Genomic DNA, 12282 nt, shown 5'->3' on the forward strand with positions numbered 1-12282 from the left:
CCTAGCCGCCGCAGATCGGGACGGCGGTGTCGATCCAGGCCAGTTCGGCCTCTTCGCGGTAGAGGCCGATTTGCAGCGACGGCGCGGGTTCGGTGGCGTCGATGTGGAACCAGAGGTGATGGGGGATGCCTTCGGCGGTGAAATAATGCCCGAGCCCCTCATCGTCGCTGTCGCGGATGGCGGTGCAGGCAATGGCCATGGGTTCGGTTGCGCCGTCCATCACCGTCACATCGGTCGCGTTAAAGCAGACCCGCAGGTCGGGGCCAAAGGTCAGGTGGCGGGTCCTGCCGTCCAGATCCAGATCGCCCGCCGGGGTGAGCGGTATCGCCCGTGACGGCCCCGGACAGGGCAGCGCGGTTTCGCCCGTTTCCGACAGGTTGTGCTGCGCCGGCAGCGGCACCGGGAGGCAGAGCAAAAGGATCAGGCAGTGGCGGGTCAAAGGCATGTGTCCTGTCGTGGGGCGGTTGCGGTGAAGGGTATCATGGGGCAGGCCCCTGTCCAAAGTCGAGAATGTGACGGAGCGGGACATGATCGTCCAGATGGCCCATCTCTATGCCACCGCCTGTCTGGCGGTCGTGTTTTTCCAGTGCGCGCTGATCGGTGGCGCGCCCTTGGGGCGCTGGACCCAGGGCGGGCGGCATCCGGGACGGTTGCTGCTGTCGGGTCGGATTGTGGCGGCGGTTTCGGTTCCGGTGCTGCTGTTTCAGGCGCTTGCGGTGCTGTCGGCGGCGGGGTTCCCCGGTCTGGACTGGCCGCGCTGGACCGGGTGGGCGGCGGTGACGGTGAGCGCGGTCAGCGCGGTGTTGAATGGCGTGACGCCCTCGGCCCCGGAGCGGGCGCTGTGGTTTCCGGTGGTTCTGGTGATGGCGGGCTTGGCGGCCTATGTGATGATTTCCACCATGGTGTGAGGGGACGGGCGGGGACTCGGGAGCCCATCGCCCAGCCGCCAGCCCTTTGGCAGGACATTCTGTACCGGCGACATGTCCTTGGCCTGTTGTGGCGGCACGGCTCCGGGGACCAGCCAAGGACGCCTTGGAGCAGGGGGCGGGCGCGACGCTTGGGCGCGGGATTAATCCGGTGATTTTTCCGGCATTTTCCGCATCCTATTGTGTATAAAGGGAAATCTCGCTGCGCGTGCGAAATCTGTTTATTCGCAGGGATTTGAATGCTTTCGGGCTGTGTTGACCCTGCCATGAGGCGGTTATATGGGACAGTAAGCCAAGCGCCCATGCGCCCGATCCCTAAAGGAGCCACGTCTTGGAAGAGATGCTGCGGGAATACCTTCCCATCCTTGTCTTTCTGGCCATTGCCATCGGTCTAGGTCTTGTCCTGATCCTTGCCGCGGTGATCATCGCCGTGCGCAATCCCGATCCGGAAAAGGTGTCGGCCTATGAATGCGGCTTCAACGCCTTTGACGATGCGCGGATGAAGTTCGACGTCCGGTTCTACCTTGTCTCGATCCTGTTCATCATCTTCGACCTTGAGATTGCCTTTCTGTTCCCGTGGGCGGTGGCGTTCAAGGATGTGTCGATGCTGGGCTTCTGGTCGATGATGGTGTTTCTGGGCGTGCTGACCATCGGCTTTGCCTACGAATGGAAGAAAGGGGCGCTCGAATGGGAGTGATGACCGGAGCGAACACCGCGGGGCCTGACCGCGAGGTGGCCACTCAGGCCCTGAACCGCGATTTGCAGGACAAGGGATTCCTGCTGACCTCGACCGAGGATATCATCAACTGGGCGCGCACCGGGTCGCTGCACTGGATGACATTCGGTCTGGCCTGCTGCGCGGTCGAAATGATGCACACCGCGATGCCGCGTTACGATGTGGAACGCTTTGGCTTTGCCCCGCGCGCCAGCCCGCGCCAGTCCGACGTGATGATCGTCGCCGGGACGCTGACCAACAAGATGGCCCCGGCGCTGCGCAAGGTGTACGACCAGATGCCGGAACCGCGCTATGTGATCTCGATGGGGTCCTGCGCCAACGGTGGCGGCTATTACCACTATTCCTACAGCGTCGTGCGCGGCTGCGACCGTGTTGTGCCGGTGGATATCTATGTGCCCGGCTGCCCGCCGACGGCAGAGGCGCTGGTCTACGGCATCCTTGCGTTGCAGAAAAAGATCCGCCGCACCGGCACGCTGGTCCGCTAAGGGGAAAGCCATGACAGACGCACTCAACGAACTGGGCGGCCATATCCAGAGCAAGCGCCCCGACTGCGTGATCACATGGGACGTCACCCATGGCGAGCTGAACGTCGACGTGGCCCCGTCGAACATTCGCGGCTTTGTCGAGTTTCTCAAGACCGACCCGACCTGCCGGTTTTCCACTCTGGTGGATATCACGGCGGTGGATTACCCGGCGCGGCCCAAACGCTTTGACGTGGTCTATCACTTTCTGTCGATGTACCAGAACCACCGCATCCGCCTGCGGGTGGGCATCCGCGAGGATGAGATGGTGCCGTCCATCGTGACGGTGCATCCCAGCGCCAACTGGTTCGAACGCGAAGTGTTCGACATGTTCGGCATCCTGTTTTCCGGCCACCCGGACCTGCGCCGCATCCTGACGGACTATGGGTTCCGGGGCTATCCGCTGCGCAAGGATTTCCCGACGACGGGCTACACCGAGGTGCGCTATGACGATGAGCAGAAACGCGTCGTCTATGAGCCGGTGAGCCTGGTGCAGGAATACCGGCAGTTCGATTTCATGTCTCCGTGGGAAGGCGCGCACTACGTGCTGCCGGGTGACGAGAAGACGGAAGAGGCAAAGGGATGACGCGGGAAGGCCGATCCGCGCCGACACGTGCCGAATCCCGCCAGCCGGAACGGTCGGAGTTCTGGAAACTCACTGCGTTGCCACTGGCTTTCGGGGCTGTGGGCGGCGTGATTGCGGTGCTGATCGGCGCGTTGGTCTGATTGAAGGAATGATCCCATGATGGACGGCTCCAAAGGTTTCGAAGACGCCCTGACGGGCGAGCAGAAGATCCGCAATTTCAACATCAACTTCGGCCCACAGCACCCGGCGGCCCACGGCGTGCTGCGTCTTGTGCTGGAGCTGGATGGCGAGATCGTCGAGCGCTGCGACCCGCATATCGGCCTGCTGCACCGTGGCACCGAAAAGCTGATGGAATCGCGGACCTATCTGCAAAACCTGCCGTATTTCGACCGGCTGGATTACGTGGCGCCGATGAACCAGGAACACGCCTGGTGTCTGGCCATCGAAAAGCTGACCGGCACGCCGGTGCCGCGCCGTGCCTCGCTGATCCGGGTGCTGTATTCCGAAATCGGCCGCATCCTGAACCACCTGCTGAACGTGACCACGCAGGCCATGGACGTGGGCGCGCTGACGCCGCCGCTGTGGGGGTTTGAGGAACGCGAAAAGCTGATGGTTTTCTATGAGCGCGCCTGCGGCGCGCGGCTGCACTCGGCCTATTTCAGGCCCGGTGGCGTGCATCAGGACCTGCCGCCCGAGTTGATCGACGATATCGAGGAATGGGCGCATGACTTCCCGCGCGTTCTGGCGGACATCGACGGGCTGCTGACCGAAAACCGCATCTTCAAGCAGCGCAACGCCGATATCGGCGTGGTGAACGAAGAAGAGATCAACGAATGGGGCTTTTCCGGCGTCATGGTGCGGGGCTCTGGCCTTGCGTGGGACCTGCGCCGCGCGCAGCCCTATGAATGCTACGACGAGTTCGAATTCCAGATCCCTGTCGGCAAGAACGGCGACTGCTATGACCGTTATCTGGTCCGCATGGAAGAGATGCGTCAGTCGCTGAAGATCATGCATCAGGCGATTGCAAAGCTCCGCGCCCCCGAAGGGCAGGGCGAGGTTCTGGCCCGTGGCAAGATCACCCCGCCCAAACGCGGCGAGATGAAGCGCTCGATGGAGGCGCTGATTCACCACTTCAAGCTGTACACAGAGGGTTTTCACGTCCCCGAGGGTGAGGTTTACGCCGCCGTCGAGGCCCCCAAAGGCGAATTCGGCGTCTACCTTGTGGCCGATGGCAGCAACAAACCTTACCGCGCCAAGATCCGCGCACCGGGCTATCTGCACCTGCAAGCGATGGATCACGTCGCCAAGGGCCATCAACTGGCCGATGTGGCGGCGATCATCGGCACGATGGACGTGGTGTTCGGGGAGATCGACAGATGAGAGCTTGGCTGGCCCTCTTTTCGTTGGTTGCGGCCCCTGCGCTGGCGCAGGACCTGCCGGAGTTCAACGAACGCTTCAGCTATGAGATCAAGGGCGTCATCGATGACGGTCTGGTCATCGAGAGCGGCCGCCACATCTTTTACTGCGAGCTCGATGAGGGACCGGACGAGGCCTATCTTTTCATGAGCAGATGCGTGCCCGTCCTTGGCCCCGAGGCCGCCGCCAAGATGTCCAAGGCGCGGATGGCGAAACTGACCGATGAGGGCGACTTTATCGAGGCGCTGGAGCGTATGCCGATCGAGACGCTGCTGCCGGCGGTGATCAAGTCGCTGAAAGACGTCAGCTGCGTGGTGAATTTCCGCGAAGGCGAAGACCAGTTTCAAAGCGTTCTGGCCGACAATCTGGCGACGATGACCGGATACAAGGGGCCGCTCACGCCCGACGGCATCGAAGAAATCGGGGAAATCACCGAAGATGCCGCCGAACGGCTGGTCCGGAACGGTCAGGTTGTTGTGGATCGCGACGCAGGGACGGCGCGGCTATTGGACTGCCCGTAATACGGGCCGGGAAGTGTGCCACGAAAATGGCTGTGTGACGTGAGGGACGACAGGATGAAGAAGACTGCAATTGCCATGGTCGCGGTGGCGCTGGTGTCGGGCTGTATCCTGCCCGAAGGCGTGACAGAGGAAGACCTGCTGTCCTTTGACGCCGCCGTCACCTCTATCGGGTGCGATCTGGCGACGGAAAGCGATTACCTGCCGGTGGAACTGCAAACCGGGATGCCGCGTGAAAAGCTGGTGACTGTTGCGCAATACAAGGTCGATCAGGGCGAAGCGGTGACGCTGTCGAACGGCGGCGTGCGCCTTGTGACCGGTGCCTGCGCCCCCAAGACCGAAGCCGCGCCCGCGGCGACCTGATGACTGCGGCCCACGGGGCCGAAGCCGCGCCCGCGGCGACCTGATGACTGCGGCCCACGGGGCCGGACGACCAAAGATGTAACCCAAGGGGGCGCTGTCCGGCAGCGCCCGACGTAAGACGGAAAGCCGAAAGCCATGCTGCGCCGACTGCACCCCGAGCAACCCGATCGTTTCGCCTTCGCACCCGCCAATCTGGCATGGGCACGGGAGCAGATCACCAAGTACCCCGAGGGCCGTCAGGCCAGCGCGATCATTCCGCTGCTGTGGCGCGCGCAGGAGCAGGAGGGCTGGCTGACCCGCCCGGCCATCGAATATGTCGCCGACATGCTGGGCATGGCCTATATCCGGGCGCTGGAAGTGGCGAGCTTCTACTTCATGTTCCAGCTTCAGCCGGTGGGCTCTGTCGCGCATATCCAGATCTGCGGCACCACAAGCTGCATGATCTGCGGGGCCGAGGATCTGATGGCGGTCTGCCGTGACAAGATCGCGGCCAAGCCGCACGCGCTGTCGGCGGATGGCAAGTTCAGCTGGGAAGAGGTCGAATGCCTTGGGTCCTGCGCCAACGCGCCCATGGCCCAGATCGGCAAGGATTATTACGAGGATCTGACCGCGGAAACGCTGGGCAATCTGCTGGACGCGCTGGCGCGCGGAGAGGTGCCGCAGGCGGGGCCGCAGAACGGGCGCTTTGCCTCGGAACCAAAATCGGGGATCACCACGCTGACAGAGTATGTCAACGGCTCGATCACCCTGAATGCCAGCGCGCAACTGGCGCATGACATCGGCGATACGGTCAAGCGGATCGACGGCACCGAAGTGCCGCTGGCCGCCCCGTGGAACGACCAGTCCGGCACCCGCGAGGCGATGCGCGATCAGCCCAAGGCCCCCGAGGCGGACGTTCCCGAGGACGCCAAGCCCGAGCCGGTGCCGGAAAAACTGGCCGAGGCCCCGGCCGTGGTCAAAGATGCGCTGATCCAGCCGAGCACCGCTTTGGCCGGTCAGGCAGAGCTGGCCGCGCGCAAGGGCACATGGCGCTACGAGGCCCCGCAAACCAAATCCGCGCCTGCGGCGGAGGCCGCGCCGACAGCCGGCGACAAACCCGCAGGTCTGGCAGCCGCGCGCGATGGCAAGCCGGACGACCTCAAGGAAATCAAGGGCGTCGGTCCGAAGCTTGAAAAGCTTCTGAACTCGCTCGGGTTCTTTCATTTCGATCAGGTTGCGGCCTGGACGGACAAGGAACTGGCCTGGGTCGATGACAACCTTGAAGGCTTCAAGGGGCGCGCGACTCGGGATGAGTGGGTGGCTCAGGCGCGCGATCTGGCCAATAACGCCAAAGGCTGATCTGGTACTTTCATCCCACTTTGCGACGGTCGTGCCCGCATGTATCGTCGTGAAAAAGGGTTGGGAGGCCAATTGATGACCAATACGACGGAACGGGGCGATTGCCCCAAGATCTGCTGGGGCCTTGCGGCTCTGGCGGCGTTGCTGACGTTTGTGCTGCTGCTGGCGGTGGGGGAGTGGGGCTTTTTCGCGGCGCTGGTTGTGGCGGTTGTGCTGCTGGTGGGGCTGGGGGTTCTGTTGAACCGGTTCCTGTGCGGCGCGCCTTCGGTGCCCGCGCCAAGGGCAGCGACCGCGACTCCGGCCCGCGCCAAGACCGGCCCGGCGGACCCCGCGCCGGAGGCCGCGCCAGAGGCGCCGGCCACCGCTGTGACGGACGCGGCCCCGGCGGCGCAGGAGCGCCCGCGCGTTGCCCCCTCGACGCCGCTGGCCGGAGAGGCCGAACTGGCAGAGCGCAAGGGCGAGTGGCGTTATACCGGTGCCGCGCCCGCGGCCCGGCCACAGGCCACGCCGGAGCCGACGCCCGATCCGGTGATCGAGGCCACGCCGGACCCGGTCGCGCCGCCGCCCTCGGTCGAACCTGTGGCGGAGACCCCCGAGGATGCCGGACCACGGGTTCTGCCCTCGACCCCGCTGGCCGGGCAGGCAGAGCTTGCCAGCCGCAAGGGGACATGGGTCTACACCGCGCCCGCCGCTGAACCGACAGCCGCGCCCATGGGCGAGGATTATGACAGGGACGGTATCTTCGAAGGCAAGGACGAGGGCGAAAAACCCGCAATGCTGGATGCTCCGCGCGACGGCGGGGCCGACGATCTCAAGCAGGTCAAAGGCATCGGGGCCAAGCTGGAACAGTTGTGTCACTCGCTGGGCATTTACCATTTCGACCAGATCGCCAACTGGACCGATCAGGAAATCGCATGGGTCGATGCCAACCTCGAAGGTTTCAAGGGGCGGGTCAGCCGCGATCAGTGGGTCGCGCAGGCCAGGGTGCTGGCCGAAGGGGGCCAGACAGAGTTTTCGTCGCGGGTGAAGGACGGCGACGTCTACTGATTGGTCAGCACGGTGTCCGGAACCCGCCGATCGGGCCCGTGCGACAACGCCATGTCTTGCGTGCCGCGCCGCAGTATGCAAGGCGTGGCACCGGCTCTGTTGGGGAGGAACGGCGCTAAGACCCGCGCAGTAGACTGCGCCCGATTAGTGGAGCGAGGACGTGACCATGACGACCCCAAATTATGCGATAACACCCAATTTTACCCCTTTCCTGCGTCTGATCGAGCTTCAGACCCGGTTTGCCATGGAGGCAAGCCAAGGCATGTTCAAGCTGGCGATGCTGCCCTGGGCCGGACTGCCCAAGGGCTATGGAGCCGTGCGCACGCCGATGGGCAGCTTTGGCGTCGCCGCCTCGGTTGCAACGATCAAGGCACCTGTTGCGGAAACGGTCGTGGCGACCACCGACAAGGTGATCGATGCCGTGGCCGAGACCGTGGACGCGGCCAAACCCGCCGAAACCGTTGCCGTGGCCCCGGTTAAGACCGTCGCGCCGGTGGCCAAAGCCGTGGCAAAGACCGCCGAGCCGGTCGCGCCCGTGGCGACCGCACCCAAGGCGGCGGAACCCGCCAAGGTGGTGGCCAAAACCGTAACGCCCGTGGTGGAAGCGGCGAAGCCGGTAGCGAAAGCGGCCAAGCCCGTTGCGGAAGCGGCCGAGCCCGTTGCGGAAGCGGCGAAACCCGTGACCGACGCGGCGAAACCGGTGGCGGAAGCGGCGAAACCCGTGACGAACGCAGCCAAGCCCGTGTCCGAGCCGGTCAAGGCCGAAGCTGTTGCCGCGCCGGTTGCGGCAGAGGCAGTAGCGCCCGCCATGACAAAGCCCTCGATGCTGGCCGCTCCCAAAGACGGCGCGGACGATCTGACCGTCCTGAACGGTGTCGGACCCAAGCTGGCCGAGGCGCTGAACGCCGAAGGGATTTACAAGCTGTCCCAGATCGCCGCATGGTCCAAGGCCAATGTGGCATGGGTTGACGAAAACCTCGCCGGAGTGCGCGGCCGCGCCTCGCGCAACGGATGGGTGGCTCAGGCCGCCGACCTGATTAAATAAAGCCGGGACCGCGCATGGCCGATCAGCAGGATTTCAACCGACGGGGCCGCGTTATCGCGTTGGTCATCGCCGGGACCGGCGTCGGCTGGATCGCGGCCACGGCAATCGGCGGGGCGCTGGACTGGAGCCAGCGCCTGCGCGCGCTTTTCGACCTTGCCGCACTCGGGGGCTTTGTCTGGGCGCTGTGGATGGTATACGGGCTCTGGCGGGACCGCCAGAAAGACAAGGATTGAGAGATGCTTCAGGACCAGGACCGGATCTTTACCAACCTCTATGGCATGCATGACCGGACGCTTGATGGCGCGAAAAAGCGCGGCCATTGGGACGGCACCAAGGACATCATTGGCAAGGGGCGTGAGTGGATCGTCGAGGAAATGAAGGCCTCTGGCCTGCGCGGCCGCGGCGGCGCCGGATTTCCGACCGGTCTGAAATGGTCCTTCATGCCCAAGGAATCGGATGGCCGACCCGCCTATCTGGTGGTGAACGCGGACGAATCAGAGCCCGGCACCTGCAAGGACCGCGAGATCATGCGCCACGATCCGCACACGCTGATCGAGGGATGCCTGATCGCCTCTTTCGCGATGCAGGCGCATGTCTGCTACATCTACATTCGCGGCGAATACATCCGTGAGCGGGAGGCCCTGCAAGCCGCCATTGACGAGGCCTATGACGCGGGGCTTCTGGGCAAGAACGCCGCCGGGTCCGGCTGGGACTTTGAGTTGTTTGTGGCGCACGGCGCGGGTGCCTACATCTGCGGCGAGGAAACCGCCCTGCTGGAATCGCTTGAAGGCAAGAAGGGCATGCCCCGGATGAAGCCGCCGTTCCCGGCGGGCGCGGGTCTGTACGGCTGCCCGACCACGGTGAACAACGTCGAATCGATTGCCGTCGTGCCGACGATCCTGCGGCGCGGGGCCGAATGGTTCTCTGGCTTTGGCCGCGACAACAACAAGGGCACCAAGCTGTTCGCCATCTCGGGCCACGTCAACAACCCCTGCGTTGTCGAAGAGGCGATGTCGATCTCCTTTGAGGAGTTGATCGAAAAGCATTGCGGCGGCATTCGAGGCGGCTGGGACAACCTCAAGGCGGTGATCCCCGGCGGGTCGTCGGTGCCTTGTGTGCGCGGCGAAAAGATGCGCGATGCGATCATGGATTTCGACTATCTGCGCGGTGAACTGGGGTCGGGTCTTGGCACCGCCGCGGTGATCGTGATGGACAAAGAGACAGACATCATCAAGGCGATCTGGCGTCTGGCCAAGTTCTACAAACACGAAAGCTGTGGCCAATGTACGCCGTGCCGCGAAGGCACCGGCTGGATGATGCGGGTCATGGAACGTCTGGTCAAAGGTGAGGCCGACGCGGAAGAAATCGACATGCTGTGGGACGTGACCAAGCAGGTTGAGGGCCACACCATCTGCGCGCTTGGCGACGCGGCGGCCTGGCCGATCCAGGGTCTGATCCGCAACTTCCGCGATGAGATCGAGGACCGCATCAAGGCGCAAAAGACCGGACGGATGAGCGCCGTCGCGGCGGAGTGACGCTGTGAAGTCTGTTCTGGGACGAGTCCTGAGAACCCTGCAAAATCTGGCGGCGGCGGTCTTGGCCGCCGCTTTTTGCTTTGTTCCCGCATGGTTTGCCCATGTGGCGATCGACGCGGGGCTGGCCCCGGTCTGGGTCTACGGGGCTGTGGCCGGTCTGGTCCTTGTCGGTGCGGGGGTGACGCTGTCCTTTCTCGACAAGGCCTGGCACGGTCGCAAACCACTGGGGGACTGACGCGCGGCGGGCCCCTTGGGCGGCGACCGGTACAGCGATGCATCGGAGGGTGCGCGCCGGTTGCGGTCCGCATGTATCAGCGGGGGTCCGGCAGGACATCGCCCAAGGCCACACCCCGGTCTGGGGCGGCTTGACCTCCTGCGGCGCAACGGGGACAGTGTCGGCGCGCCCTGCCGGACGCATCGGGCCAAAAGGCGGATGTAGTCCGGGTGGCAGCGCGCAACCGGGGCGAGCTAGAAAAACAGGACGGGACATGAAACGGATTTTGGGGACGGCAGTGCTGATCGCGGCGCTGGCGTCGGCGGCGCAGGCGGAAACCGTGCGGTCAAAAAGCTTTGTCGGGGACATCCAGCGCCGCGCGATGACTTTGCAGGCGCGTGACGGGGCGGGCGCGACCCGCGCGGTGCAGGCTTATGTCAGCGTGAAAACGGTCGCGGGCGCGGTGCCGGCGCAGGGGCAGGTCAAGGCGGCAGGGGCCTTTGCCGCCAAGGCGGGCTGCGGCGACAAACGGGCGCTGGCCACGATCCTGTCAGGGGTCACGACAACGGCGGCGGAATTCGAAGTGCTGTGCCGGGGAGGCCAATAAGATGATGACCCGCGTGATTTGTATTCTGGCCCTTGCGGCCACGGTTGGCGGTTGTGAACGCGTCGGTGTCTTTAACCGCAACGCGCCGGTTTTTGACGGTGAGCGGTTTCGCACCAAGGTATCGTCGGATCGCAAGAACCGTCAGGAATTTGCGGTGACGGTCAGCACGGTGTCGAAATCCATGAAAGGCGCAATCGCCGCTGGCGAATACAAAAGCGTCCAGCACTGCATCCAGTATTTCGGCACATCCGAGATCGACTGGACCGTGGGACCGGACACCGATCCGCAGGCGCTGCCGGTGACCGGCGACACCATCACCTTCCGGGGCCGTTGCCGCGACGTCTGACCGGCGACTCCCCGCGCAGAGCCTGTGGAAACCCGCCCAAATGGGCGCGCACCGGGCGCGGATATTGAATATCCGCGCCCGGTGCCCCCACCTCAGGGCAACAAGAATCTAAACGGAGTTCCACGCATGCGCTTTTTCCTTGCCCCGATCTTTTGCCTTGGCCTTTGTCTGACCCTTGTCACCCCGGTCTGGGCCAAGACGCCGCTCAGTCAGGTGTCGGAAATCGATGACGGTCTGATGGCCATCGCCATTGCCGATGAAATCCGCAAATCCTGCGGCGATATCAGCGCGCGGATGATCCGGGCCTACCGGCAGATTCAGGCGCTGGAGCAGCGCGCCAAGGCGCTGGGATACTCCGACGCAGAGATCGACGCCTATGTGAACTCCAAAGCTGAAAAGAAGCGGATGCGCAAAAAGGCCGAAACATGGCTGGCGTCCAAGGGCATCGCGGCGAACGACGAAAAGGCGTTGTGCAAGTTCGGACGGGACGACATCGCCCGTGGCGGGCCGGTCGGCTACTTCCTGCGCTGAGTCGGGAAATCGGCGCAACAGGCGGTAACGTATTCAGTCATTGTAATAACTAAAGCGCGGTGCCGGGGCAAAACCCGCGCGCCGCGTCGTTTTTTCCTGCCTTTTCGCTGCACCTGCATCTGGTAACGTCCGGCAGGGCAGGCTAGAACCCGAAGGACTGCGGCCTGCGTGCCAGTGGGCGCTGCCAGCCGAAGAACGGGAGAGGCACGGGCATGTCCGATTTGCGAAAGATCATCATCGACGGGCAAGAGGTCGAAGTGGACGGGGCGTTGACCCTGATTCAGGCCTGTGAGCAGGCCGGGGTCGAAGTCCCGCGATTCTGCTATCACGAACGTCTGTCGATTGCCGGAAACTGCCGGATGTGTCTGGTCGAGGTTGTGGGCGGTCCGCCCAAGCCCGCCGCCTCCTGCGCGATGCAGGTGCGCGACGTGCGCGGCGGCCGCAATGGCGAGCTGCCGGAGATCAAGACCAACTCTCCCATGGTCAAGAAGGCCCGCGAAGGGGTGATGGAGTTCCTGCTCATCAACCACCCGCTGGATTGCCCGATCTGCGA

At 64.1% G+C, this 12282-nt stretch carries 19 protein-coding genes; 18 read left to right on the top strand and 1 reads right to left on the bottom strand.

What is annotated here, in order from left to right:
• Window position 1 precedes the first annotated feature (1 nt).
• On the bottom strand, window positions 2–439 hold the full coding sequence (locus ACN0S5_RS00760; RefSeq protein WP_417205071.1) for a hypothetical protein: 438 nt from the start codon (window positions 437–439) through the stop codon (window positions 2–4).
• 88 nt (window positions 440–527) lie between these two features.
• On the opposite strand from ACN0S5_RS00760, the gene ACN0S5_RS00765 reads away from it, so the two are divergent.
• From ACN0S5_RS00765 to ACN0S5_RS00850, 18 genes are all read left to right on the top strand, one after another.
• Window positions 528–908 (top strand): hypothetical protein, encoded by a 381-nt coding sequence (locus ACN0S5_RS00765; protein WP_417205072.1) that lies wholly within the window; start codon window positions 528–530, stop codon window positions 906–908.
• A 349-nt stretch (window positions 909–1257) separates the two neighbouring features.
• Window positions 1258–1623 (top strand): NADH-quinone oxidoreductase subunit A, encoded by a 366-nt coding sequence (locus tag ACN0S5_RS00770; protein WP_323770111.1) that lies wholly within the window; start codon window positions 1258–1260, stop codon window positions 1621–1623.
• Complete coding sequence (locus tag ACN0S5_RS00775; RefSeq protein ID WP_094035600.1) at window positions 1614–2147, top strand: NuoB/complex I 20 kDa subunit family protein; 534 nt, start codon at window positions 1614–1616, stop codon at window positions 2145–2147. The genes ACN0S5_RS00770 and ACN0S5_RS00775 overlap by 10 nt, the downstream gene beginning before the upstream one ends.
• Window positions 2148–2157: 10 nt before the next feature.
• Window positions 2158–2769: an NADH-quinone oxidoreductase subunit C gene (locus ACN0S5_RS00780; protein ID WP_417205074.1), complete on the top strand. Its 612-nt coding sequence runs from the start codon at window positions 2158–2160 to the stop codon at window positions 2767–2769.
• Window positions 2766–2909 (top strand): hypothetical protein, encoded by a 144-nt coding sequence (locus ACN0S5_RS00785; protein ID WP_417205075.1) that lies wholly within the window; start codon window positions 2766–2768, stop codon window positions 2907–2909. The genes ACN0S5_RS00780 and ACN0S5_RS00785 overlap by 4 nt, the downstream gene beginning before the upstream one ends.
• A gap of 19 nt (window positions 2910–2928) precedes the next feature.
• Window positions 2929–4149, top strand: a complete 1221-nt coding sequence (locus tag ACN0S5_RS00790; RefSeq protein ID WP_417205508.1) for an NADH-quinone oxidoreductase subunit D — start codon at window positions 2929–2931, stop codon at window positions 4147–4149.
• The gene (locus ACN0S5_RS00795) at window positions 4146–4706 is read left to right on the top strand and encodes a hypothetical protein (RefSeq protein WP_417205076.1); all 561 of its coding nucleotides are present in this window, start codon (window positions 4146–4148) and stop codon (window positions 4704–4706) included. Before ACN0S5_RS00790 ends, ACN0S5_RS00795 begins: the two co-directional genes overlap by 4 nt.
• Before the next feature lie 54 nt (window positions 4707–4760).
• A complete protein-coding gene (locus ACN0S5_RS00800; protein WP_323770114.1) occupies window positions 4761–5066 on the top strand; it encodes a hypothetical protein in 306 nt (101 codons plus the stop codon).
• Window positions 5067–5201: 135 nt separating this feature from the next.
• Window positions 5202–6404, top strand: a complete 1203-nt coding sequence (locus tag ACN0S5_RS00805) for an NADH-quinone oxidoreductase subunit E (protein ID WP_417205078.1) — start codon at window positions 5202–5204, stop codon at window positions 6402–6404.
• Between the two features lie 75 nt (window positions 6405–6479).
• Complete coding sequence (locus ACN0S5_RS00810) at window positions 6480–7451, top strand: endonuclease (RefSeq protein WP_417205079.1); 972 nt, start codon at window positions 6480–6482, stop codon at window positions 7449–7451.
• A 166-nt stretch (window positions 7452–7617) separates the two neighbouring features.
• Window positions 7618–8496, top strand: a complete 879-nt coding sequence (locus tag ACN0S5_RS00815; RefSeq protein ID WP_417205080.1) for a hypothetical protein — start codon at window positions 7618–7620, stop codon at window positions 8494–8496.
• Window positions 8497–8510: 14 nt separating this feature from the next.
• Window positions 8511–8729 (top strand): DUF5337 domain-containing protein, encoded by a 219-nt coding sequence (locus ACN0S5_RS00820; RefSeq protein WP_417205081.1) that lies wholly within the window; start codon window positions 8511–8513, stop codon window positions 8727–8729.
• Window positions 8730–8732: 3 nt separating this feature from the next.
• Window positions 8733–10031 (top strand): NADH-quinone oxidoreductase subunit NuoF, encoded by a 1299-nt coding sequence (gene nuoF, locus ACN0S5_RS00825; protein ID WP_417205082.1) that lies wholly within the window; start codon window positions 8733–8735, stop codon window positions 10029–10031.
• A 4-nt stretch (window positions 10032–10035) separates the two neighbouring features.
• Window positions 10036–10266 carry a hypothetical protein gene (locus ACN0S5_RS00830; protein ID WP_417205083.1) on the top strand — a complete coding sequence of 77 codons (231 nt, stop codon included), beginning with the start codon at window positions 10036–10038 and terminating at the stop codon, window positions 10264–10266.
• Between the two features lie 253 nt (window positions 10267–10519).
• Window positions 10520–10852, top strand: coding sequence for a hypothetical protein (locus tag ACN0S5_RS00835; RefSeq protein ID WP_417205085.1), 333 nt, complete (start codon window positions 10520–10522; stop codon window positions 10850–10852).
• Between the two features lies 1 nt (window position 10853).
• Window positions 10854–11198, top strand: a complete 345-nt coding sequence (locus tag ACN0S5_RS00840) for a hypothetical protein (RefSeq protein WP_417205086.1) — start codon at window positions 10854–10856, stop codon at window positions 11196–11198.
• Window positions 11199–11324: 126 nt separating this feature from the next.
• Window positions 11325–11729: a DUF5333 domain-containing protein gene (locus ACN0S5_RS00845; RefSeq protein ID WP_417205088.1), complete on the top strand. Its 405-nt coding sequence runs from the start codon at window positions 11325–11327 to the stop codon at window positions 11727–11729.
• A gap of 212 nt (window positions 11730–11941) precedes the next feature.
• A partial coding sequence (locus tag ACN0S5_RS00850) for a 2Fe-2S iron-sulfur cluster-binding protein (protein ID WP_417205089.1) occupies window positions 11942–12282 on the top strand: 341 nt, incomplete at its 3' end.

The organism is Antarctobacter sp., from assembly GCF_048262615.1.
Lineage (GTDB): Bacteria > Pseudomonadota > Alphaproteobacteria > Rhodobacterales > Rhodobacteraceae > Antarctobacter.